23 protein-coding genes are annotated in these 25,174 nt (G+C 36.6%); 20 read left to right on the top strand and 3 right to left on the bottom strand.

From position 1 onward, the window contains the following. The first annotated feature begins 8 nt into the window (after positions 1 to 8). On the top strand, positions 9 to 1,367 hold the full coding sequence (ulaA, locus tag B2C77_RS13730; protein ID WP_077704822.1) for a PTS ascorbate transporter subunit IIC: 1,359 nt from the start codon (positions 9 to 11) through the stop codon (positions 1,365 to 1,367). A 43-nt stretch (positions 1,368 to 1,410) separates the two neighbouring features. Beyond that, positions 1,411 to 3,411 (top strand): transketolase, encoded by a 2,001-nt coding sequence (gene tkt, locus B2C77_RS13725; protein WP_077704819.1) that lies wholly within the window; start codon positions 1,411 to 1,413, stop codon positions 3,409 to 3,411. Between the two features lie 149 nt (positions 3,412 to 3,560). On the opposite strand, the gene B2C77_RS13720 is transcribed toward tkt, so the two are convergent. Next, complete coding sequence (locus B2C77_RS13720) at positions 3,561 to 4,187, bottom strand: metal-dependent hydrolase (protein WP_077704816.1); 627 nt, start codon at positions 4,185 to 4,187, stop codon at positions 3,561 to 3,563. Positions 4,188 to 4,669: 482 nt separating this feature from the next. Between B2C77_RS13720 and B2C77_RS13715 the strand changes: the two genes are divergently transcribed. Together B2C77_RS13715 and B2C77_RS13710 are read left to right on the top strand one after the other, a co-directional pair. Beyond that, positions 4,670 to 5,266, top strand: coding sequence for a lysophospholipid acyltransferase family protein (locus B2C77_RS13715; protein ID WP_077704813.1), 597 nt, complete (start codon positions 4,670 to 4,672; stop codon positions 5,264 to 5,266). Positions 5,267 to 5,515: 249 nt separating this feature from the next. Next, positions 5,516 to 6,871, top strand: a complete 1,356-nt coding sequence (locus B2C77_RS13710; RefSeq protein WP_077704810.1) for an MFS transporter — start codon at positions 5,516 to 5,518, stop codon at positions 6,869 to 6,871. Positions 6,872 to 6,883: 12 nt separating this feature from the next. On the opposite strand, the gene B2C77_RS13705 is transcribed toward B2C77_RS13710, so the two are convergent. After that, positions 6,884 to 7,768 carry a LysR family transcriptional regulator gene (locus B2C77_RS13705; RefSeq protein ID WP_077704808.1) on the bottom strand — a complete coding sequence of 295 codons (885 nt, stop codon included), beginning with the start codon at positions 7,766 to 7,768 and terminating at the stop codon, positions 6,884 to 6,886. A gap of 332 nt (positions 7,769 to 8,100) precedes the next feature. On the opposite strand from B2C77_RS13705, the gene hpaB reads away from it, so the two are divergent. The 15 genes from hpaB to B2C77_RS13630 all read left to right on the top strand — a co-directional run bounded on the left by hpaB (position 8,101) and on the right by B2C77_RS13630 (position 23,111). Further along, positions 8,101 to 9,552 (top strand): 4-hydroxyphenylacetate 3-monooxygenase, oxygenase component, encoded by a 1,452-nt coding sequence (gene hpaB / locus B2C77_RS13700; protein ID WP_077704805.1) that lies wholly within the window; start codon positions 8,101 to 8,103, stop codon positions 9,550 to 9,552. Positions 9,553 to 9,706: 154 nt separating this feature from the next. Further along, the gene (locus tag B2C77_RS13695) at positions 9,707 to 10,183 is read left to right on the top strand and encodes a flavin reductase family protein (RefSeq protein ID WP_077704802.1); all 477 of its coding nucleotides are present in this window, start codon (positions 9,707 to 9,709) and stop codon (positions 10,181 to 10,183) included. Positions 10,184 to 10,282: 99 nt separating this feature from the next. Then, the gene (gene hpaE, locus B2C77_RS13690) at positions 10,283 to 11,755 is read left to right on the top strand and encodes a 5-carboxymethyl-2-hydroxymuconate semialdehyde dehydrogenase (RefSeq protein WP_077706916.1); all 1,473 of its coding nucleotides are present in this window, start codon (positions 10,283 to 10,285) and stop codon (positions 11,753 to 11,755) included. A gap of 16 nt (positions 11,756 to 11,771) precedes the next feature. Further along, on the top strand, positions 11,772 to 12,752 hold the full coding sequence (gene hpaD / locus B2C77_RS13685; RefSeq protein ID WP_077706915.1) for a 3,4-dihydroxyphenylacetate 2,3-dioxygenase: 981 nt from the start codon (positions 11,772 to 11,774) through the stop codon (positions 12,750 to 12,752). A gap of 257 nt (positions 12,753 to 13,009) precedes the next feature. Next, entirely contained in the window at positions 13,010 to 13,930 is a 921-nt protein-coding gene (hpaI, locus tag B2C77_RS13680; protein WP_237342749.1) for a 2,4-dihydroxyhept-2-ene-1,7-dioic acid aldolase, read from the top strand. Between the two features lie 100 nt (positions 13,931 to 14,030). Then, on the top strand, positions 14,031 to 14,813 hold the full coding sequence (locus B2C77_RS13675; protein WP_237342748.1) for a fumarylacetoacetate hydrolase family protein: 783 nt from the start codon (positions 14,031 to 14,033) through the stop codon (positions 14,811 to 14,813). Continuing rightward, a complete protein-coding gene (locus B2C77_RS13670; protein WP_077704799.1) occupies positions 14,810 to 15,580 on the top strand; it encodes a fumarylacetoacetate hydrolase family protein in 771 nt (256 codons plus the stop codon). Before B2C77_RS13675 ends, B2C77_RS13670 begins: the two co-directional genes overlap by 4 nt. A gap of 12 nt (positions 15,581 to 15,592) precedes the next feature. Further along, entirely contained in the window at positions 15,593 to 15,982 is a 390-nt protein-coding gene (locus B2C77_RS13665) for a 5-carboxymethyl-2-hydroxymuconate Delta-isomerase (protein WP_077704796.1), read from the top strand. Between the two features lie 157 nt (positions 15,983 to 16,139). Continuing rightward, positions 16,140 to 17,171, top strand: coding sequence for a TRAP transporter substrate-binding protein (locus tag B2C77_RS13660; RefSeq protein ID WP_077704793.1), 1,032 nt, complete (start codon positions 16,140 to 16,142; stop codon positions 17,169 to 17,171). 16 nt (positions 17,172 to 17,187) lie between these two features. Continuing rightward, positions 17,188 to 17,676, top strand: coding sequence for a TRAP transporter small permease (locus tag B2C77_RS13655; protein ID WP_077704790.1), 489 nt, complete (start codon positions 17,188 to 17,190; stop codon positions 17,674 to 17,676). Next, on the top strand, positions 17,666 to 18,973 hold the full coding sequence (locus tag B2C77_RS13650; protein ID WP_077704788.1) for a TRAP transporter large permease: 1,308 nt from the start codon (positions 17,666 to 17,668) through the stop codon (positions 18,971 to 18,973). The genes B2C77_RS13655 and B2C77_RS13650 overlap by 11 nt, the downstream gene beginning before the upstream one ends. Before the next feature lie 524 nt (positions 18,974 to 19,497). Further along, a complete protein-coding gene (locus B2C77_RS13645) occupies positions 19,498 to 20,211 on the top strand; it encodes a sirohydrochlorin chelatase (RefSeq protein WP_077704785.1) in 714 nt (237 codons plus the stop codon). Then, complete coding sequence (locus B2C77_RS13640; RefSeq protein WP_077704782.1) at positions 20,208 to 20,657, top strand: antibiotic biosynthesis monooxygenase family protein; 450 nt, start codon at positions 20,208 to 20,210, stop codon at positions 20,655 to 20,657. Before B2C77_RS13645 ends, B2C77_RS13640 begins: the two co-directional genes overlap by 4 nt. A gap of 47 nt (positions 20,658 to 20,704) precedes the next feature. Then, a complete protein-coding gene (gene ytvA / locus B2C77_RS13635; protein ID WP_077704780.1) occupies positions 20,705 to 21,487 on the top strand; it encodes a YtvA family blue-light photoreceptor in 783 nt (260 codons plus the stop codon). Positions 21,488 to 21,929: 442 nt separating this feature from the next. Next, complete coding sequence (locus B2C77_RS13630) at positions 21,930 to 23,111, top strand: hydroxymethylglutaryl-CoA synthase (protein WP_077704777.1); 1,182 nt, start codon at positions 21,930 to 21,932, stop codon at positions 23,109 to 23,111. 396 nt (positions 23,112 to 23,507) lie between these two features. Here B2C77_RS13630 and B2C77_RS13625 read toward each other — a convergent pair whose 3' ends face one another. Further along, on the bottom strand, positions 23,508 to 23,960 hold the full coding sequence (locus tag B2C77_RS13625; protein ID WP_077704774.1) for an SRPBCC family protein: 453 nt from the start codon (positions 23,958 to 23,960) through the stop codon (positions 23,508 to 23,510). A 299-nt stretch (positions 23,961 to 24,259) separates the two neighbouring features. Here B2C77_RS13625 and B2C77_RS13620 point away from each other — a divergent pair, with 299 nt between their 5' ends. Next, complete coding sequence (locus B2C77_RS13620; RefSeq protein WP_077704772.1) at positions 24,260 to 25,123, top strand: ABC transporter ATP-binding protein; 864 nt, start codon at positions 24,260 to 24,262, stop codon at positions 25,121 to 25,123. The last annotated feature ends 51 nt before the right edge of the window (positions 25,124 to 25,174 follow it).

Here is a 25,174-nt window from a genome sequence, read left to right as displayed (position 1 = left end):
TGACTACCATGAATGAATTCTTAAGTGTCTTAGTCGATATTTTAAGTCAGCCAGCCATTTTAGTTGCTGCCATTGCGCTAATTGGATTATTAGCGCAAAGAAAAAATTTGTCAGAAATCATGAAAGGCGCTATTAAAACATTCGTTGGGTTTATTGTTATTGCTTCTGGAGCTGGAATACTAGAACAAGGCCTTTCTCCATTTGGTGCCATGTTCCAAGAAGCATTTAATGTGTCAGGAGTAGTACCAAATAATGAGGCCATCGTTGCATTGGCGTTGAATGAATATGGGACAAATACAGCACTCATTATGTTTTTCGGGATGATTGTTAACGTTCTCATTGCCAGATTTACAAGATATAAATATATCTTCTTAACTGGACATCACACACTCTATATGGCTTGTATGCTTGCCGTAATAATGGCTGTAGCAGGATTTGATACGATACCATTAATTGCTGCAGGTGCGGTTGCGTTAGGTATTATTATGACGCTATCTCCAGCCATTTTACAACCATTTATGCGACAGCTTACTGGTAATGATAATGTCGCTTTAGGACATTTTAGTGCGGTAGGGTATGCTATTAGCGGATTAACTGGAAAATTATTCAAAAAAAGCAAAGAACATTCCACAGAAAATATTGATTTTCCAAAAGGACTTGGATTTTTACGCGATAGTACGGTAAGTATTGCTTTAACCATGATTGTTATGTATATCATTGTTGCTTTTTTTGCAGGTTCCGCATTCATTGAAGCTGAATTAAGTGATGGTACAAACTACCTCGTGTTTTCTTTGATGAAAGGTGGTAGTTTTGCGGCTGGAGTGTTTATTATACTATCAGGTGTTCGTCTCGTGTTAGCAGAGATTATTCCAGCATTTAAAGGGATTTCTACGAAAATTGTTCCAAATGCAAAACCAGCTCTTGATGTTCCGATTATTTATACGTATGCACCGAACGCTGTGTTAATTGGTTTTTTCAGTAGTTTTATTGGCGGGATATTCAGTATGGGAATTATGTTTGTTTTAGGTACAACCATTATTCTTCCTGGTGTTGTGCCACACTTTTTCACAGGTGCAGCAGCTGGTGTTTTAGGTAATGCAACAGGTGGTATAAAAGGTTCTGTTGCCGGTTCGTTTGTAAACGGAATTATTATTTCGTTTTTACCAATATTTTTACTTCCAGTCCTAGGAGAGCTAGGTTTTGCCAATACAACCTTCTCTGATGCTGACTTTGGTGTATCCGGTATATTCTTTGGAACATTAGCAAATTATGCAGGCCCAATTGCAATCGTTATTAGCTTAATTGTCATTCTAGGGTTAATGCTTATTCCTTTTGGTAAGAAAAAAGAAGCAACAAAAAACGTTTAGATAGGAAAATAATACAAGAAAAAATGAACTGGAGGAGTCATCTATGACGGAATCAGGAAACAACATTGAAAACTTATCTATTAATACTATTCGTACCCTAACGATTGATGCGGTAGAACGTGCGCAACATGGTCATCCAGGTATGCCAATGGGAGCAGCCCCAATGGCATACAGCCTATGGAAACGAATCATGAATATGAATCCTAAAAATCCTGAATGGTTCAATCGAGATCGCTTTGTTTTATCGGCTGGTCACGGTTCTATGCTACATTACTGCTTATTACATCTAGCTGGTTACGATCTATCTTTAGATGAGTTGAAAAACTTCAGACAATTAGGTAGTAAAACAGCAGGACATCCAGAATTTGGGGTAACGCCAGGAGTGGAAATTACTACAGGTCCACTTGGGCAAGGAATACCAGCTACTGTTGGTTTAGCTTTAGCTGAGAGGCATTTAGCTGAAACTTTTAATCGAGAAGGCTATCCAATTGTTGACCATTACACTTATACTATTTGTGGTGATGGCGATTTAATGGAAGGTATTTCTTATGAAGCAGCATCTTTAGCAGGACATTTAAAATTAGGTCGTTTAATTGTTTTATATGACTCTAATGACATTAGTTTAGATGGTGAACTAGCGTTATCGTTTTCAGAAGATATCAAACAGCGGTTTGAATCTTGCCATTGGCAATATCTTTATATTGAAGATGGTAATGATATAGAAGCAATTGAACAAGCAATTAAAGAAGCGAAAGCGGATGAAGACCGCCCAACGATTATCGAAATTAAAACAAAAATTGGTTATGGTGCTCCTACTATTGAAGGTAAAAGTGATGCACACAGTGATCCAATTGGTGTTGAAGAAATTAAACGTGCAAAAGCGTTTTATAAATGGAACTATGAAGAAGATTTCCATGTACCTGAAGAAGTATACGAAGATTTTCGTAGTATTTTAGAGAATGGAAGCAAAAAAGAAGAGCAATGGAATAAATTATTTAAGCAGTATGAAGAAGCGTATCCAGAGCTTGCTGCTGAATTAAAGCGATTAATCGCTGGTGATTTACCAAAAAACTGGGAAGATAATTTGCCTGTTTACAAAGAAGGTGAGGCAAATGCAACACGTGCTTCCGCAAGTCAAGTGCAGCAAGCTTTAGCAGAGCATTTTCCAGAACTAGTTGGTGGATCTGCAGATTTAAATGCTTCAACGAAAACAAGGTTACAATCATTTCCTGATTTAACATCACAAAATTATGCTGGTAGAAATATTTCATTTGGTGTTCGAGAATTTGCTATGGGTGCTATCGCAAATGGAATGGCACGTCATTATTTAAGACCATTTGTCAGTACATTCTTTGTATTTTCGGATTACTTGCGACCAGCTATTCGACTGTCCGCTTTGATGGAGCAACCGGTAACCTTTGTGTTTACCCATGATAGTGTGGCGGTTGGACAAGATGGACCAACTCACCAACCTGTTGAGCATTTAGCCTCTTTTCGAGCGATGCCTCACATTACAGTATTAAGGCCTACCGATGCAAATGAAACGAAAGAAGCTTGGAAAATTGCCGTAACACAAAAGGATCGTCCAACCATTCTCGTACTGGGTCGTCAAGGCGTCCCGACTTTAAGACAGACAAGGGAAAAGGCAGTAACAGGTGTTCCAAAAGGAGCTTACGTTATATCGGAAGCTGAAAAAACAGCAGAAGGCATTTTAATTGCTGCAGGATCAGAGGTTCACCTCGCTTTGAAGGCTCAGGCAAAGCTTGCTGAAGAAGATATCCATGTGAATGTTGTCAGTATGCCATCTTGGGATCTATTTGATAAACAGTCAGCAGAGTACAAAGAAAGTGTATTACCTTCGCATTTACAAACACGCTTATCCATTGAAATGGGTTCTAAGGTTGGTTGGAAGGAATATACGGGATGTAATGGTGCAGTAATGAGCATTGATTCATTTGGCGTTTCTGGACCAGGAGACCAAGTGATCGAGAAATTCGGGTTTACTGTAGAAAACGTCGTAGCCAACTTTAAAAACTTATTATAAACAAATGGTTCCATGGGGATACTTTTAAGGTAAAAGTATCCCCTACTTTTTAATCAAATTTCATTTCGTCCTATCAAAAAAAGGTTCAATATACAATAAGTTGGATTTTAGAACTTTAATTATTTTAGTCTTACGAATAAGCGAAGGAGTTAAAACTCCTTATTCCAAAATGGTAAGAACAGTTTCACACCACTTTTATTAAAGGGTAAAAATTTACTATCAGCAATGATATGTGTTATATAGCCAATGAAACATGAATAATATACCCCTTTGATCTGAAGTGATTGATCTAAATAATAGGCAATAAATCCAAAAAACAAAAGACCGACAAGGGAATGTGTATAACTTCTATGTGCTACGAAAGAAGCAATAATAACATAAATTCCTAAAAATAGCAGCCACTGTTCTTGCAATGCAAGTCCACCAATAATAACACCTATTGCGGTTATGGTAAGCATATGTTTTTGTTTAAGGCGAATAGAGATGGAAAGCAAAGCAAACCCACTCCCAGCCCCAATCCATTGCTTCATTCCTACTCCTTCATAAAAGCTGTAAATAATGAGTAAAACACCGATAACCTGAGCAATTGTTCGAAACAGTTTATGCGATAGGGTAATCTTACCTCGTAATTTCCCATCAATATCTAAGTCTGGAATTAATGCTGAAATTGTCCCAAGACTAACAAGTAAAGCTGTTTCTGCAGGAGGGCTTTGTAAGTTATTTGCAATTATAAAGCCAGTTACCGTTCCAATTGCTGCATGTGTTGTACCATTCATAAATATAGGCCTCCTTCTAAGTTGTTGTGGAAAGTACTGAAATGTTTCTTGACGAAAATTCAGTTACTAAAATGCACTTTTACCATTGTACACCAAAATGTATGTTCTGTTTAGTCGATAAGTTGATAACTGTTATAAAAATGTTTTGTATACAATTATTTACGTATATATCTTCTACAAAAGATGGGCATGTAATATGTAATAAGGGAAGCACGAAAATTACGCCTCCTTTTTTAAGCTATAGAAAAGTATGAAATATTTAGGCTTGACGGCGTACCATCACCAGAAAGACTTGTCTATAAGTGAAATCTCTCTATATAGTTTTGCACGATAAACTAGGAGAGAAGAAAGGGACTTATGCGAATGGATGATGTAAGTATGTGTATGCTAGTAGAGTGAAGAAAGAAAAAATTAGTACCAGATATTAAAACTATGTGTTAAAATAAACGCATACTATCAATAGTAAGAAGGAGGCAACTTTCATGTACAATTTTTGCACTTATGCATTAAAAATAATTCTCAGTTTGTTTGGCAGAATAAAGGTTTATCAAAAGGAAAATACGGAAATATCAGGTGGTTTTGTTATCGCTTGTACCCATTCAGGGTGGGTGGATATTTTATGGCTGGGCGTTAGTATGTTACCTAAACAAATTCATTATATGGCTAAGAAAGAGTTGTTTCAGTCGACATTTTTGAAATGGCTAATGGAACAGTTGCATGCGTTTCCTGTTGATCGGGAAAACCCAGGACCAAGTGCAATAAAAACCCCAAGAAAACTATTGAAAAACGGTGAAATCGTCGGTGTATTTCCAAGTGGTACAAGAACAAGTGAAGAAGTACCATTAAAAAGAGGAGCGGTTACAATGGCTGGGTATGCGAAAGCGCCGATTTTACCAGTGGCTTATCAAGGTCCCAATAATTTTACTGATCTTTTCAAACGAGTAAAGCCTAAAATTATTTTTGGACAACCTATCTATATGCCTGAAGATTTGCCGCTTAAACAAGGCATGGAAGTGATGATGGAAAAGTTGGAAAAATCCTTACATGATTTGCAAACGCAACTTAGAGAAATGGAATAAGTTACGTTTAAGGTAAAATTCACGCATGAATCTTCAATCAGTGAGTTCTTTTATCCCTACACTGATTATTAGTACCTAAGGGTATGATCTAAAAATGCCTCTTACGAAAAAGGGGATGTAGGTGCTGTTATTTTTTAGTTCTTGAAGTGGGACGCATACGGCACCTTTTTCCAGTATTAAAAATAGAGCCAAAGACTACTTCTGAATTCTCATAGTTAGAAGGCTTTATACATATGAATTGGTGGTTTGATGAAGAAATTAAACAAAAAGCGTTGGCTGTTTATGATTACAATTGGATTAGGAACATTACTGAACCCGTTAAATTCATCGATGATATCTGTTGCGGTTACACGTATGCAGGCGGATTTTGCTTTAACATTTATCCATGCATCATGGTTAATTTCTATTTTTTATTTAGCAAGCGCAGCTGGACAGCCAGTAATGGGAAAATTAAGTGATATGTTTGGAGCTAAACGATTATTTTTAACAGGGTTGACGCTTGTAGCTTTTGCATCCTTACTGGCCCCGTTTTCTCCTAATTTTCCAATTTTATTAGCTTGTCGTGCATTGCAGGCGATTGGTAGCTCAACTTTATTCCCGAGTGGGATGAGCATGATACGAACGCATATTACAGAAGGACAAGGGCGGGCGCTGGCGATTTTATCAATCTTCACTTCTACATCGGCAGCTTTTGGTCCTTCTATTGGCGGTTTTTTCATTCATTCTTGGGATTGGCAAGCTATTTTCTTTATCAACTTTCCATTTATTATCGTGTCATTTATATTAGCTATGTTTATTTTACCTGCGACGAATAAAAAATTAGTGATAAAACAGATAGACCTGTTAGGGATTTGTTTGTTTATTTTATCAATAACATGCTTTATTTTGTTTTTGCTTTCGTTGGAGGAAGGGGATATCCGTTGGTGGACACTATTTATTTGTATTGCAACTGCTGTGCTGTTTTACCGTTTTGAGGCTAAGCACAATGCCCCATTTATGGATGTAAATAGTTTAAGAAAAAATACAAAAGAAACGTTAGTGTATGTGCAATTTACGGGCATCAACCTGATATATTATTGTTATTTTTTTGGTTTTCCTATTTTTATGCAGCAAGCTCTAGCGTATAACGAAGCAAAAACGGGCGTTTTGATGCTTGCACTTGCAGGGTTTGGCGTTATCATTGCACCATTAGCAGGAAGCTTAATTGATAAGGTAGGTTCGAAATTACCTGCTTTAATTGGAATTGGTTTACTCGTCATTGGAACCGGTTTATTGTTAACGTATCATGAAAGCTCCCCCATTGGTTGGCTACTTATGATTATGAGTGTTTTAGGCGCTAGTAATGGCTTTAACAATATATCGATGCAGACAGCGCTATATGAAAATGTAAGGCCTGAGAATACAGGCCAAGCTTCTGGTTTATTTCAAACGAGCAGATATATGGGAGCAATCTTATCCTCTAGTTTGCTAGGTGTAACGCTAAATGATCAAGTGAGCCATGAAACATTACATTTGGTTGCCATTATTTGTTTTGTTTTTTCCGTTTTTGTATTTTTTATGATGTTAAAACTTCCAGGGAAATTAATGTATAAAGCCCGTTCATAGTTCTTCCTCATTTCATTTATCACCTGTAAATAGTTCAATAAAACGTTTGGCGCTTTTTGGTAAGTAGCGATTTTTTAGCCAAATGATCGCTGAGTAAGAAGGGAAGGAATGATCTTTAATAGGTAGTTGTTTCAAACCACGTAATGGATGATTTTGTAGCGTCAATTCTGGAATGATAGTTGCTCCTACCTGTTCACTTACTAATTGCAAGATCATGTCCACATCTGGACACTCACAAATAATTTTTGGTGATAAACGGTGGTTTTCAAATTGTTCAAGAATTAACTCATATTGTCCTTGTCCGTGGATACGGTGTAATAGTAGTAATGGCAACTCACTTAATTTTTTCATTGTAATGGTTTTGGCGGTTGAAGTAGTAGACCAACTTTCCGGTATGACAGCTATGTAGTTTTCACTAGGAAGAGACTGTTTAGCAAAAAGGCTCATATCAAGAGGTAAGCGAACAATTGCTAGATCAATGGATCGCTGGATCAGTTCTTCTGCAAGCAAGTAAGAATCACCTTCTTTGAGCTGAAAATGAACATTCGGATATTTCCTATGAAAATATTTAAGCTTTTTTGGTATTTGCGGAAAGCATGTTTTTACACAACCAATGGATAGTATTCCTTTTATACCTGCTGCTGTATCTTTTACCTCTATGCAGGTATCTTCCACATACTCAAACAGGTGAATTGTTTTTTGGTATAAAATATTACCTGCCTCTGTTAATTCCATTTTCCTGCCATTACGCTCCATTAATTTGACGCCTAATTCGGTTTCTAAAGCTTTTAAGCTTTGACTTAAGGGTGGCTGAGCTACATGCAATTTTTTCGCTGCACGCGTGATTTGTCCTTCTCTTGCAATTGTTTGAAAATACCTTAATTGTCTTAAATCCAATTTTAGCACTCCTTGTATAATATATTTAGGCGTTATTATTCGCCCATTATTTTTACCATTTTATTTGTTTTGCTACTCAAAATTGTTTACATGCTTGACCCTCCTCACTCGTAAAAAAGCGCCAAGATTGTGCTGCGATTAAGAACCTAGCTTTTAAATACAGAAGATCATGTATGTCTTATGAAGCTTTGGTATATAAATTTTATATAGTTTGTTAATGAAATAGATAATATGAATATAGCAGAAATAATGCTATTATTCTAATTAAAAGAATTATTCAGAAATATGTAGCAGGCAAAAATGTAAGCGCTTATTATTAAAGGAGGAAAACTATGCCAGCTAAAACAGGACAACAGTATATTCAACGTTTAAAGGAAGCAAATAATAATGTGTATATCCAGGGAGAAAGGGTTCAAGATGTAACAGAGCATCGTCTCTTTAAAAATGTCACTCAAACTATGGCAAAGCTATATGATCTCCAATATGAAAAGCCAGAGAAAATGCTCTATACATCACCAACAACAGGTGATCAAGTAAGTAAAACATTTATGGTGCCGACAACGATAGATGAATTAATGGAGCGTAGAGAGGCCATTATGGAGTGGCAAAGTTTTACAAAGGGGTTAATGGGAAGGTCACCTGACTATTTAAATGCGGATGTCATGGCAATGGGGCAGGCAAGTGAATTTTATGCTGAAGGAGATCCGATGTTTGCTGAAAACGCTAGAAATTATGCAGCGTTTGCTCGGGAAAATGATATTAGTTTGACGCATACACTAATTCATCCTCAAGTTAACCGGGCAAAAATACAAGCAAAGCAAAAGGACGCAAATGTAGCATTACATGTTGTAGAGAAAAACGATGATGGAGTCGTTGTTGATGGTATTCGTTTGTTAGCAACACAAGGAGCGATCACGGATGAGATTTTAGTTTTTCCTTCAACAGTTAAAAAATCAGGTGAGTTGGATGACCCTTACTCCTTAGCCTTTGCAATCCCAAATAATACGCCAGGTCTAAAATATTTAAGCCGTGAAGCTTTTGTCTATAGTGATAATTCATACGATCACCCGTTAAGCCAACAGTTTGAAGAAGGGGATACAATCGTTGCTTTTGATCATGTATTAGTACCATGGGATCGTATCTTTGTGCTGGAGAATTCATCCATTTGTAATCGTGCATTTGGTGAAACGAATGCTGTCGTTCATATGACGCATCAAGTAGTCATAAAAGATATTGCAAAAACAGAATTTTTACTTGGTGTTGTGCTGACATTAATGGATTCTATCGGTATTGATGGCTTTCAGCACGTGAAAGATAAAGGGACAGAAATTATCCTTACATTAGAAACGATGAAGTCACATTTATTCCGTGCAGAACATAATGCTAAGCTCGATAAATGGGGAATGATGACACCGGACTTTGCGGCGCTCGATGCAGCTAGAAATTGGTTCCCACGTGTATATCCACGGATGGCAGAAATCATTCGAATTTTGGGAGCATCTGGAATGATGGGGATACCAACACAGGCTGACTTTGAAAATGAGGAGATTGGACCTATTCTTCACCGTGCGATGCAAGGGAAAAATGTGCAAGGATATGAGCGTGTACAGATCTTTCGCTTAGCGTGGGACTTAACAATGAGCGCGTTTGGAAGCAGGCAGACCCATTATGAATATTATTTCTTTGGTGACCCAATTAAGATGGGAATGGCTTATTTTGATAAGTATGATAAACAAACTTATAAAGCGCAAGTGAGTGATTTTTTACACTATAGGAAAGCATAAAAGTCTATAGGTTTATAGTATAAGAAAAACTACGCCATTCGCCATAAGACTTGGCGACAAGCCAAGTTTTTCTAAAGTAGTCAAAAAATAAATAAATTAGAAATTTAAAGTAAGGGAAAAGAAAGCTTCAATAACATAAAGGAGGTTAAATCTTATGGATAGTAGAGCTTTCCGAAATGCAATGGGGCGCTTTGCAACCGGAGTTACTGTAATTACAACTAAAATAGGAGAAGAGATCCATGGTATGACAGCAAACGCATTTATGTCCGTTTCCTTAGAACCGAAATTAATTACAGTATCGATAGATAATCGAGCGAACATGTTAACAAAACTGCATAAATCTAATAAGTTTGCAGTTAATGTCCTAGCAGATACGCAACAAGATATATCCATGCATTTTGCCAATCAAGCTAAAAGATGCGAGGAAATACCATTTGAAATCTTTCATTCTGTCCCAATTATTCAAGATGCGCTTGTTTCCGTTGTTTGTGAAGTGGAGCAGGCTTTTGAAGTAGGGGATCATACCCTTTTTATTGGTAAAGTAATAGCAATGGAGTCTAATCAAGGCAGCCCGTTAACTTTTTATAAGGGACAGTATGGAAAATATGAGCCTGCAGAATACGTAAATTAATCTGTAGTAAAAATCATATAGTACAGATATATTATATTCAGAATGTTTACAAAGGGGCGGATAAGCATGGAAAATCAAATAACAGAACAACATTTAGAAATGAAGCAACAAGTAAAGGATGTTCCGCATTATATTAATGGAAAATTTGTTACTACAGTTCAGGAGGAAGTCTTTGAAAATATTAGTCCATTTACCAATCAAACAATCAATCGAGTAGCGTCAGGGAATAAAGCGGATATAGATCTAGCTGTGGATGCTGCTAAAAAAGCATTTTACGGTGAGTGGGGACAATTAAAAATAAAGGAAAGGCTGGCTTATATTTATAAAATTGCCGATGTCATCGATGAACATATTGACGAAATTGCCCCACTCGAGTCATTTGATACGGGGTTGCCAATAAGTCAGACAAAGAAAATGGTAAGTAGAGCAGCATATAATTTCCGTTTTTATGCAGAGATGGTTGCAACAAGGATGGTTGGAGAAGCATATCAAGTAGACGATGAATTTTTAAATTACACCATTCATAAGCCTGTTGGAGTAGCTGGTTTAATTACACCTTGGAATGCACCATTTATGTTAGAAACTTGGAAGCTTGCACCTGCACTTGCTACTGGAAATACTGTCGTGTTAAAGCCAGCAGAATGGTCACCGTTAACAGCGAATCGTTTAGCGGAAATTATAGATAAAGTAGGGTTGCCAGATGGTGTGTTTAATGTTGTTCATGGTTATGGAGAAACAGCTGGAGCAGCACTGGTGTCACACCCTGATGTGCCTTTAATCTCATTCACTGGAGAAACAACAACAGGTTCAGAAATTATGAAAAATGGAGCGGATAGCTTGAAGCGTTTTTCGATGGAACTTGGTGGCAAGTCACCGATTATAGTGTTTGAAGATGCAGATGTAGAAAGAGCGTTAGATGCTTGTACATGGGGAATTTTCTCTTTCAATGGGGAGCGTTGTACAGCTAATTCACGTCTCTATGTACATGAAAGTATTGCTTCCACATTTATTGAACAGTTAAAAGAACGAATTTTCAATATAAAAGTTGGAGATCCGCTTAATGAAAATACACAAGTAGGACCGTTAATTCATAAAGAACATTATGAAAATGTGCGGAGCTATTTGGATTTAGCAAAAGAAGAAGGTTGTGAAGTAATAAGTGGTCATGCACCAAGGAATAGTGAGGGAAACTATGTTCCACCGACTTTAATTCTCCATGCGAAAAATAATATGCGTATCGTTCAGGAAGAAATTTTTGGCCCCGTCATAGCAGCGATGACATTCACGGATGAAGCGGAAGTAATTCATTTAGCTAATGATGTTCGCTACGGGCTTGCAGGTTATGTGTGGACAAAGGATATACAGCGTGGGCATCGGGTTGCTCAAGCCATTGATTCAGGAATGTTATGGGTTAATGCTCAAAATGTAAGGGATTTAAGGACACCATTTGGAGGATCAAAGCATAGTGGTATAGGGCGTGAAGGTGGACATTACGCTTTTGATTTTTATACAGAAACGCAGATTATTCATGTTGCATTGAAGGATCACTATATTCCGCAATTTGGTAAATAAAGGAGGCTTGATGAAGGTGAATTTTAATATTATACGTGCCGGTCGTGCTGTCTTACATGTTACCGATATAGAAAAGTCGCGTTTATTTTACGAAAAACTTGGATTTGTCGTCACGGATACTGATAATGGAAATTTGTTTCTTCGTGGTTTAGAAGAGCATAATCATCATAGCTTATGGTTAAAACAGAAACAAGAGCCAGCTGTGGAAGTAATTAGTTACAAAGTGACCTCAGAAAAAGATATAGATGAACTTGAAAGTTTTTTTAGGCGTCAAGGAAGAGAAGTAAAGCGGATCAAAGCAGGAGAACAGCCTGCTGTTGGTCAAACAATTCGTGTGCAGGATATAACAGGTATTCCAATAGAATTTTATGCAGAAATGGAGACAGTGGAGCGACTCTTACAACGGTATGATTTGCACACTGGTGCAAAAGTTCAACGAATTGATCATTTTAACTGTATGGTGCGCGATGTCGAAACAGCTTACCACTATTATTTGCACAAACTAGATTTTGCCTGTTCAGAATACACAGTAGGGGAGCATCAAAAAATATGGGCAGCATGGCTTCATCGTAAGCCATCTGTTCATGATGTTGCATTTATGAATGGAGTAGGCCCTCGTTTACACCATATTGGATTTTGGTTAAAAGATCCTATGAGCCTCATTGATGGATGTGATGTGCTAGCAGCGTCAGGATATAGCACCAATATAGAAAGAGGACCTGGTCGCCATGGGCTTTCGAACGCTTTTTTCCTATACGTGAGAGACCCAGATGGACACCGAATCGAATTATATAATGGTGATTATTTAACGAGTGACCCTGATTTCAAACCTATAAAATGGGATTTGGATGATCCAATGCGGCAAACCTTTTGGGGACATGAAGCTCCAGATAGCTGGTTTGATGAAGCTTCAGACGTTTTAGATATACAAACCGGTCAAAAAATAGCATTACAGCAGCCTAAACTGAAAAAAAGTAAGCCGCAATTTATCATGTAGCATGAAAAAAGTGTGCAAGAATTTCATCAGCATCTCATCTCATTTCATTTCGTCTTGATTCTTTTTGTTTATTCTCCATGTAAGGGGAGAAGCTGTAAGCATCCTAATACAAGCGTATTGTAATCAGATGTTAGATGGTAGCTCCCTAATTATGTAAAGGTTTAGGTCATACGCTTACCATCTGTGGTGATTATTTATAAAAGATGTATGTTATTCATTTTGACTAGATGCGAAAACAATAGGAAAGGATGATTCATTTGGTTAAAAACTATGAGAATATAAAGCAACGATTACGAGGGTCTGTTACCCCGTTAATTACGCCTTTTAAAGCAAATTATGAAGTAGATTATGAAAAACAAACAGAATTAATTGACTATCAACTTCAAAATGGAACACATGCTATTTCTGTTACGGGAACTTCGGGAGAGCCAAGCTCGCTTACTTTAGAAGAACGTGTTTACGTAATGGAAAACGCTCACAAAGCCATTCGTGGAAGAGTGCCATTCGCTCCTGGAACAGGTTCTACGAATCATGAAGAAACGATGTACCTAACGAAAAAAGCTCAAGAGATTGGTGCAGATGCTGCTATGGTCATTGTTCCGTACTATAATAAACCAAATCAGCACGCTTTATTTAAGCATTTTAAAACCGTAGCTGATGCAGTAGACATACCGATTATTGTCTATAATATACCAGGTCGGACAGCTGTCAATATGGAAGTGGAAACATTAGCTAGATTAAGGGAAGAATGTCCTAATATTATTGGTGTTAAGGAATCGAATAAAGATTTTGAGCATGTAAATCGTGTATTGCTTCATTGTGGAAGAGATTTTATGCTGTTTTCAGGTATTGAACTGCTTTGTTATCCTATGCTTGCAATTGGTGGAGCAGGATCAATTAGTGCAACGTCGAATGTCGAGCCGAAAAAAGTAGCTGATATGCATAATGCCTGGGCTGAGGGGGATGTTGAACAGGCGCAGAATTTGCACTTTGAACTAATGAAGTTAAATGATGTTTTATTTAAAGATACGAATCCTGCTCCCGTTAAAGCAGCGCTTGGCATGATGGGGAAAATTGAACCAGTATTACGTTTGCCAATGGATGTTCCCTCTGAGAAATTACAGAACGAAATATATGAAACCTTAATGGACTATGGAAAGGTGTTGCAGCAAACGTAGGCTTCTTCATCTTAAATATATTTGAAAATAACAACTTTTTTCGAATCCTGCTTACGTTATGATGTCATTTTAATGCAACGAGTGAGGAAGGGTGAAAATAGTGCAGACAATTTATATGAAGTTGTCAGGAGTAGGGCCTTTACAAGAAGGAAGAGTGGATTTAAGGAAGCAAACGATTATGATAGGGAATACCACCTATAAAGCAGATCAAGTACCATTTGAAATTCCTATTAATGGAACTGTATACGGGACATTATTAAACTACCATGGTGCATATGAGCAATTAAAGCCAGCTATGAATGAAGCACCCTATGAAAAGCCACCTAAGGCACCCATTCTCTATATAAAACCGATGAATACATTTGCTGCAACAGCATCTTCTATACCTTGCCCTGAAAGCGCGGTGGAAATAGGTGCTGCATTAGGGATTGTGATTGCAAAAACGGCAAAGAAAGTAACGGAAGCTAACGCGTTAGATTATATTAAAGGATATACGATTGCCAATGATGTTAGCATTCCGCATGATAGTGTTTATCGTCCAGCGGTAAAGGAAACAGCACGAGATGGCTTTTGTCCAATTGGGCCATGGATTATGGATAAAACCGCAGTAGGTAATCCTAATAACTTAGAGGTTCGTGTTCTCGTTAATGGAGTAGTTAAACAGCGTAGTAATACAAATCAATTGATTCGATCCGTAGAAAAATTGCTTTGTGATGTAACTGAGTTTATGACACTTGCAAAAGGAGATGTATTATTAGTAGGTATACCTGAGAAACCTCCACGGGTAAAAGCGAATGATGGTGTACAAATAGAAATTGAAAAGGTAGGTACACTTGAAAATACAATAGTAACGGAATCACTACCAGCAGGAGGAAGAATATGAAGTATGCACGGGTAGCATTTGAAGGAAGTATACAAGAAGCCATTGTGACAGAGAATGATATTCAACTACTTGATGGTCAGCTAGTCAAGGAAAATGAAGTAGTTTGGTTACCTCCTGTACAACCGAATACAATTTTTACATTAGGCTTAAATTATGCGGATCATGCGAAAGAACTATCATTTTCAGCAGTTCAAAAGGAACCGCTAGTCTTTTTTAAAGGCCCAAACACTTTAATTGGTCATAATGGAAAGACTGTTCGCCCAAATGATGTGACGTTTATGCATTATGAATGTGAATTAGCAGTAGTAATAGGTAGACAAGGAAAGAATATAAAGCAGGAAGAGGCTTATGACTATGTAAGAGGCTATACTGTAGCAAATGATTATGCCTTTCGAGATTACTTAGAAAATTATTATCGCCCAAACCTACGTGTGAAAAACCGTGATGCTGCAACACCGATTGGTCCTTGGCTTGTTGACAAAGAAGACGTAAAGGATCCGATGAACTTAACTTTACGAACGTTTGTTAATGGAAAACAAACACAACAAGGTTGTACAGGAGATATGCTTCTAAGCATACAAGAACTCATTGAATATTTGAGTAGTTTTATGACGTTATATCCAGGAGATATTATCTTAACAGGTACACCAAAAGGGTCCATTGATACGGTAGTGGGAGATGAGGTTATCACGGAAATTGAAGGGATTGGGCGTTTAATGAATACGATTGTAAGTGAAGAAGCGTTAACAAACTTTAAAAACGAGTAGGGAGGAAGTTGCATGCCTCATTTAATCATCGAATATACTGCCAATATTCGAAAGGAAATAAATATCCCTGATTTATTGAAACAGGTTCATCAGGTGTTATTATGCCATCGCGAGTTAATCCCCATAGGTGGACTTCGTTCTAGAGCAATTGCATTAGAAGAATATCTTATCGCAGATGGTACAGAGGATGATGCGTTTGTTCATGCAACTTTAAAACTTGGAAAAGGGAGGACAGATGAGGAAAAAAAATTATTATGCAATGACTTGTTTACGGTGATGACAAACTATTTAGCTTCTTTATATAACGAAAAGTATTTAGCCATTTCCCTAGAATTATATGAATTTACTCTTCCAACCTACAAATTAAACAATATTCATCATCGCTATATACAAGAAAAATAATTTGTTTGCTTTCTGCTAAACCCACCACAAGACGTGGACGGGTTTAGCAGAAATTTGTCCATAATCTTTAGTTGATTTGTTGCATTTGCAACGCGGCACACCGAACTTTGTTTTGAACGATCTTATTTGCTTAGTAATTTTAATTTGAGGTGATAGGATGTTGCGAAATCACTATCTGCTTATAGGATTTGTATGGTTATTTATTCTATCGGCTTGTTCTCAAGGAATAGCTTTAACCGAATCGGATCACCATTTGATTATTTCACATTTTTTACCTGGGAGCCACCCCATTCAAACGGATATTCTGAAAGGAATTGGCGATGAATGGACAGAGGAATCGAATAATTCGATTACATATGATTTATATCCTTCTAATGCATTAGGGAATGCAGGATCACAGTATGATATGGCCGTCACTGGAGAGGCAGACATTGCCTTAAGCGTTCATGGCTATTCACCTGGAAGATTTCCTTTAGTTTCTATACTGGAATTACCATTTTTTGCAGAGTCAGCAGTACACGGGTCAAAAATAATAGAACATTTATTTAATGAATTTCCTAGTATTCAAAAGCAACATGATGATAGCGTTCCATTATTTTTATTCACCGCAGATCCTGCTCAGTTAGTGACGAAAACAAAACGAATAAAATCTCCAGAGGATGTAAAGGGGTTACGTATTCGATCACCTTCTCCATTAGCAAATGAAATATTAGAAGCGCTAGGTGCCGTCCCTGTATCTATGCCAATGGGAGATGTGTATGAATCTATGGAGCGAGGCGTCATTGATGGAGCAATGATTCCGTTAGAAGCTTTATATAATTACAACCTTCATGAAGTAACAAACTATATTACTATAGGAAACTTTTCAACAACGCCTTTTTTTGCTGTCATGAACAAACACAAGTATGAACAGTTTTCAAAATCGGAAAAATCAATGATACACGAATCCACTGGTTTAGAAGCAGCGATAAAAAGCGGCCAAGTTTTTGATCAAGATGGGAGAAAAGGGAGAAATCTAGCGGAAGAGAGCGGTGCGAAAGTGTATGAGGTAGATAAAAATCAAATAGGTGAATGGAACGCAGCCTTAAAACCTGTATTTGAGACATGGATAGAAGAAATGGAAAAAGAAGGATATCCAGGCAGGGAAATTTACCGTCGAGCTTTAGAACTTAAAGAAGAGTTACGTTAAAAGAGGTGATGTACAATTGAAAAGATGGATAGAACAACTTGCAAGATTCTCTCATAGGCTAGCTCAATGTATTTTGTTTATGATGGCTATATGTATTACCATAGATGTTTTATCAAGGTGGATGTGGAATAAACCTATATTAGGTACCGTTGATTTTACGGAACTTGGTTTATCAATGGTGATATTTTTAAGCATTGCTTATACACATGTAAAAGAAGAACATATTTCCATAGACTTTGTTTTCGAACGGTTTCCAAAGCGAATGCAATTGGTTTTACATGCCATCATTCATATCCTCACCTTTATTTTAATGGTTTTAATAGGATGGAGTACTAGCGAATACGCAATTCGTCTATACAATGCCAATACAACCACCGGAGATCTTACTATTCCTCTTTATCCTATTGCTTGGGTAGCTGTTATTGGATTAAGTTTATTCGCATTATCAGCCCTGCTACACGCTATACGTTATATGCATAAGGGGGTGTTCATAAATGACTCCTGAAATGATAGGAATGATAGGAATTATTGGATTAGTTGTCCTGTTGTTATTAAAAATACCTGTAGGCATCGCTTTAATTATAATTGCTCTAAGCGGAACAACACTTATTCGTGGTTGGGATGTGGCGTTTTCTCAATTAGGTAGAACGCCTTTTGATACAGCAAGTTCATACTCTTTAAGCGTTATTCCATTATTTATCTTGATGGGTATGATTCTTTCTTATACAGGCATGGGGAAAGATTTATACAAAGCTGTCGATAGCTGGATTGGTCATTGGAAAGGTGGCTTAGCCATGGCAACAATTTGTTCTGCAGCTATTTTTTCAGCCATATCAGGCTCTTTAAATGCTACAACTGCTACCGTATCGAAAATCACTTTACCTGAAATGGAAAAATATCGTTATAAGCCAAGCTTGTCTACAGCATGTGTGGCAGCAGGAGGAACTTTAGGCATTCTTATTCCTCCAAGTGTGATTTTGATTTTATACGGCATTCAAACGAGAGAACCTATTGGAGAACTGCTTATTGCTGGTATTATTCCAGGAATGATTCAATTGCTCCTATTTATATTGATTGTAGTTTTTCTTGTGCGTAGAGACCCTACGTTAGCCCCTGCTAGAGAAGAAGGAAGCGCTTTAACAACGGAAAAAATGACCACGCTAATACGCATGTGGCCCTTTGCAGCGCTTTTTTTGATTAGTATTGGAGGAATATACTTAGGAATATTCACCCCCACAGAAGCTGCTGGAGTAGGAGCTATCAGTGCTTTGTTTTTTTCCTTGCTTTCTAGAAAAATGAATTGGCACCGTCTAAAACTGGCTTTTCACGAATCTGTAAAATTAACAGCTTATATTTTCTTTATTCTGATTGGAGCTACATTGTTTAGTCAGTTTTTGACGATAAGTAGACTTCCTGTAGAATTAACCTATCTTGTCAGTCGTTTAGAATTAAATCACTATATCATTCTTATTGGTATTTTACTAGCATTGTTTTTGCTTGGATGTTTTATTGAAGGGTTATCTCTGATTGTACTTACCATCCCAATTGTTTATCCAATAATCTTGGAGCTAGGATTTAATGGTGTTTGGTTTGGAATTATAATGGTAATGGCAATTAATATTGGTTCTTTAACCCCTCCACTGGGAATTAGTATTTTTGTAATTAAAGGCGTCGCTCCTAATATACCTGTACAAACTATATTTAAGGGAGCTATACCAATGATAGTCGGCATGATTATTTGCATTTTGTTACTCATTATATTTCCTTCTTTTGTTACAATTTTGCCCAGTTTAATGAGATGAAACCTTTGCTTGTATTATAGGATTGTAAAAGGTTTATGGTTTATAGTATAAGAAATTCGCCATAAAGATGTGGTAATAAGTCTGTTTTTAAAGAGCTTTATCATAATAAGAGCTCTTTTTGATTTGAAAACAAACCATACTCATTGGTTTTATGACGGTGCTGCATTTTTACGAACAAGGGAAGCCGACGTTGAAGGATGAGAATACTACCATGTTGTGTGTTTTTAAATACATGGAGGAGAATGACAAAAGCTTTATTAGTTATTTATTCATCTACTATTTTGTACATGAACATTTGTTCAAGCAATAGAAGTTTTAATAATGATAGTCGGGTTGGTAAACTGTTATCATGCATAAGAATGTGATATTGTTAATGTAGATTTTAGCAGCACTGGAAGAATCTTTCCCGCTATAGGGAAATAAACATCTTTTCTTCCTATTAAGAACGTTTTTTCCTTCATAAAAACTTTGCTGTGAAACTGATTTTTTCTCTAAAAAATGCATAAACGTAAAGGGGCTTCTTGATGGATAAAGATGTAGTTGTGATTGTCTATCATGGATCTAAGGATGATGATAAGAATCAAGCGTTTTTAAACTTTGTTGATCATTTAAATTTACAGGCTTGGGATGATGGAAATGCGCGCTTTATTGGATGTTATATTGAGCAAGCAGAGCCTACTATAAATCAAATTATGCAACAACGGGATAGCTTATACGGACGTGTTTACATTTTTCCATTGCTTTTCTTAAGAGGGAAGCATTATAACAAGGATGTAAAAGGGGTTATTGAAGCATACGAACAAGAAATAAATAAAAATACAGTATTGCTCCCACCACTTTGCGAAGACGATTTATTTTTAACCTATGTGGTTGAGCGTTTATATTCGGTTTATAATCAACCAGTTATTATTGCGGCACATGGGTCAGCTCATGACACTCGTGCAAATGATGCACTTGAACAGTTGACGACTCTTTTGGAACAACAATATTCCCGACCATCCTCGTCTCTGTTCTTATTTGGCGAAGGGCAACATGTTTTAGAACAATTTTCTTTCCGTTATGAGTTGTTTTATATATTGCCACTAACATTTGGAAAAGGGGCAGTTTACGAGCAGTTTAAAGACAAGGTGTTAGGCTATCCAAAAGCAAGGCTGTTGCCGCCTGTCTATTTTGATAAGTCGTTGCAGAATTATGTTTTGTTGAAGTTAAAAAGTTTAAGGGAGGATGTTGAAAAGTGAAATTGAAGATTCAAAGGAATCATGGGGGAGAACCATTAACTATTATTGAAGAAGGGAACCAAGTTCAAATTGTTTCAGAACAGGTAAATACCTATGAAATCATTGATCAATCCAATAATTTGTGTGAAGAGGCTGTTACTGTGTTAAATTATATTGGTGTTTATAATGAAAAAAGGCAGCGCTTTGAAGAACGTTTTTTGCATCGCCCTAGAATGATAGAAAACGAACAAGGCTTTATCGCAATTCGCGTTTTACGTCCTTTACAAGATGATATATATATTGTTCTAACACAATGGCAAACGGAGGAAGATTTCCGAAATTGGCAAGCATCTACTGCGTACCAGCATGCGCATAAAAATAGAAATACGCAAAAAGGAATTGACCAAGAGCAAGGCGTACTTAAAGGAAAACCATATCATTATTTGTATCAAGCAAGCCATAGATAAAGTCTGTCTTATACAAGATAATTTTGCAGGAAAGAGGAATCATTTGAATGAAGAAGCAACGACATGATAAATTGCATTTATTTGAAAAGGCATTAAATTATACAAGAGTCGGCTTAATTATAACTGATCCAAATATAGAAGATAATCCAATTATTTTTGTAAATAAAGGTTTTACTGAATTAACAGGATATGAAGAAAATGAAGTTATAGGTAAGAATTGTCGATTCTTGCAAGGTGAAGCTACGGAATCTTATAGTATGGATAGAATACGGACTGCAATTTGGACAAAGGAATCCATTTCGCTACAGCTATATAACTATAGAAAAGATGGGACTGGTTTTTGGAATGAGCTTTCGATTGATCCGATGTGGGTGGAAGAGGAGAAAAAATATTATTTCGTTGGCGTCCAAAAAGATGTTACAGAATTAAAAGAAAGTGAACGTCTATTACAAATGAGTTTGCAGGAGATCGATAAACTTTCCACGCCTATTGTACCCATTAGAGATGATGTCGCAGTCTTACCTCTTATCGGTAATATGAATGATCAGCGAATGGAAACGCTCATGTCTAATATATCTACGTATATGGAGCAGGCTAATGAGGGATATATCATTATTGATTTATCTGGGCTATATGAAGTGGATACATATACTGTGTCACGTCTTCTAAAAGTTCATCAATTTATTTCATTAATGGGCAAAGAATTATTATTTGTTGGTTTTCGCCCAGATATGGCTCTGAAAACGGTGATTATTCAAGATACGTTTAAAGATATGAATACATTTAAAAATGTTAAAATGGCTTTAAATTACATAGATAAAATTAAGTAGATATTAATTATTCAATTGGGAAAATGCATCGGATTGAACAAGATGGTTATCAATTCGATTTAGGGCCAAGTATCGTTATGATGCCAGAGTTGTATCGAGAGATTTTCGAACTTACAGGGCGTAATACGGATTAGATCCAATGTATACAGTAGAAGAGGAAATAACGCTTAGCGCAGAGAATTTTATGGCACTAAAATTCATGGAGCACATTTGCCCATTAGATAGATGTTTTCCTCTTTCCCTTTTTTATTTCCTTTCCAAATTCATAGAGGAATCTTGTGGGCGATAATTCAATTAAATAAAAAAATTGGAAGCGCCGTTATTTGTGTTTAAGACTAGATTATATTATGATATACTATGGTTAATTTTTTAGATTAATTGTGAAAATAGTCACTTAATGGATATTTCATCTAGTATGTAGTAAAGGAGCTAGGAGCTTATTATGAAAATAGGAATAGATAAAATAGGATTTTACACGCCGCATTTATATGTAGATATGAATGATTTGGCAAAAGCTAGGGACGTAGATCCAGCCAAATTCACCATTGGTATTGGTCAAGAAAAAATGGCTATCGCACCACTTACCCAGGATGCTGTTACGTTGGCTGCTAATGCTGCCTTGGAAATTATTGATGAATCAGATAGACAAGCTATTGACTTTGTAATATTTGGTACAGAAACAGGTGTAGATCATTCTAAAGCAGCAGGAGTATATGTTCACCATTTATTAGATCTCCAACCGCAAACAAGAACCGTGGAAGTAAAGCAGGCTTGTTTCGGAGCAACAGCTGGGATTCAAATGGCTAAAGCTCACATTGCTTTACATCCAAACAGCAAAGTTCTAGTATTGGCCTCAGATATTGCCAGATATGGACTACGAACTGGTGGAGAGGCGACACAAGGTGCAGGTGCAGTAGCCATAGTAATGAGTAAGAACCCTAAAATTATGGCAATAGAGGAGCCATCTGCCTATTTAACAGAAGATGTAATGGATTTTTGGCGACCTGTATACTCTGAATATGCTCAAGTAGATGGAAAATTATCAAATGAAATGTATTTGTCTTTTTTTGAGAAAATATGGGAAGCTTATCAACAAAAGACAGGCTTGGGAATTGGCGATTTTTCTGCCATTTGCTACCATCTCCCATATACGAAAATGGGTTTAAAAGCTCTAAGAATGATTTATGACCAAGGAACGGAAGTAGACAAAGAACGTCTGTTAGAAAACTTGGAACATAGTAAAATATACAATAAAAATGTCGGAAATATTTATACTGGCTCTTTGTATTTGAGCTTTCTGTCTTTAATTGAGCATCAAAATAATCTACGTGCTGGTGACAGGATTGGGTTGTTTAGTTATGGATCTGGAGCAGTAGGAGAATTTTTTGCGGGTATTTTACAACCTGGTTATCAAGAACATTTGCATGCAGAGCAACATCAGAAATTACTTTCTTCTAGAACAGAAGTAAGTGTAGAGGAGTACGAACGAATATTTGCAGCGACGTTGCCAAAAGATGGAACTGCTTATCAACTGGATGATCAAAATGATCCTGCAAAGATTAAACTTTCCGGGGTTAGTGAGCATAAACGCCATTATGTAAATAGCCTTGCAGTGAAAATGTAATAAAAGAGGTAAGGTAACTCAAATTGCCGACAGGGCCTTCCGTCATACCTTTGGGCTACTAAACACAATTCGTGTTTGGGTAAAAGAAAACCTCCAAGGGTTGAAGATTCCCTTATGTAAGCAAGCTGAACAATGATAAGAATTGTTCAGCTTTTATTTTCGCTATAAGAAGGATATGAAAAATTTGGGCTTTATTGTATTTGCTTATGTCTTATAGAAGGTATAAAAATGAAAGGTTTATAATATAAGAAAAACTCCCTTTTTCCCATAAAAGCTTCGTAACAAGATAAGTCATCATCGGTTCGTCACCTTACCGTAAATCCTTTATCCCCGTTGATTCATTTCATTCGCTACGTTTCTAAATGTGCGACCCGCTCTTTGTTCTTCCAATGTAGATTAAGAATGACTTTTGCTGTTTGTTATTTCTTGGGCAATTGCTTCCGTTAATTCTGTAGTCATCTTAGGTAGAAAGGATTTTAAAACTGGATTAATAACTGGTCCCATTATCCCCTCAGCTTTCATGTCTAGATGGCCCGTCATTTTTGTTGTATCTGAATTTATTGCTAAAGCATGAAAGTAACCACTACCAGTGAATTTCTCACTTATTCCTTTTAAATTAAAAGTTACTTTTTCAGGTTTTTCCCACTTTGTTATAAGTACTTTTAGTTGTACTTTTTTTTGAACAATACCGAGATCCCCTTTAAATTTCCATGTGGACTCCGTATCGTTTATAATCTCATGATCAATATAGCCAGGTACTAACGGAGCCCAATGGTTCATATCGCTAACAAAATCCCATACTTGTGCAATTGGCGCTTGAAGAGTCATTTCCTTTGTTCCGCTAGGCATACATGCATCCTCCTTAGAATAAAGTGAAATTTTACTTTTTCTTTGTAACACAGACTGCTCTAATTCATAACACTTATATGTTATACCACAAAAAAAATCTATTTAACCACCAAAAAAGACAAATAGGTAAAAAGATTTTGAAAGTAAAAGCAACTATGGATATAATAAATACATATATAATCCAAAATATTCCTTATCGCAGGTGTCAAATAAAAGTGTGATCAAAGTAAAACACATGCTAATGAGCACAGTAATGTATTACTTCGTTAGAATAGGTATTTTTAAAGAGGGGTGGTTTGTTGTCCATATTGATGCAAGGTAAAAATATGTCAAAAAACATAAATAAAAAACGTATTTTACAGAACCTAAACTTTACTTTTTATCAACAGAAAACAGTAGCAATTATTGGCGCTAATGGATCAGGTAAGAGCACTTTACTACGAATTTTAGCAGGAATTACACTTCCGTCAAGTGGAACCATTCAACGTAAGCATATCCGGATAGGGTATGTACCAGAGCAATTTCCTCCGAATATTATGTTTACAGGATTTAATTATCTTTATCATTTAGGAAGAATAGGAGGGCTATCACGTGAAGTGGCTAAAGAACGTGTTGGTCAGCTTTTTGATCAGTTTAACTTTACTGCCCAATTTGAAGTAATCAAGTATTATTCGAAGGGAATGAGACAAAAAATAAATATCATGCAAGCACTCTTACACCAACCTGCTTTGCTTATTTTAGATGAGCCCTTATCAGGATTAGATGAGTCTGTTCAGTTAGAAGTAGAATCTATGTTATATCAATTAAAGCAGCAAGGTTTAACGATTTTATTTACATGCCATGACTTGCCACTAGTGCATCGTTTAGCAGACCGTACCGTTACATTACAAAATGGGAAGCTTATGGAAAGTGTAATCACTTGTGATCATGTCGAGGAGAGCCTTGTTACGATTGAGTCGACACTTCCAGCAGATGTATCTATTCTTACACAAATAAGCGCTATTTATGGTATAGATCATGAGACAATACACAAAAACAAGATTCAATTTACTATAAGTTCACGACAGAGTGATGAAATCATTGCTCTATTAATTCAAAGTGGAGCGTCCATTTATTCTGTATGGTCTGTTCAACAAAAAGCGTTTTCTATGTACGAAGTATAGAATTTCAGAGTTTATTGTGTAAGCCAAGTTTTCTAAGCAAGGGAGGGAAGG

Source organism: Virgibacillus dokdonensis (assembly GCF_900166595.1).
In the GTDB taxonomy this organism is placed as follows: Bacteria; Bacillota; Bacilli; order Bacillales; family Amphibacillaceae; genus Virgibacillus; species Virgibacillus dokdonensis.
This window is presented reverse-complemented; position numbering and strand designations above follow the sequence as displayed.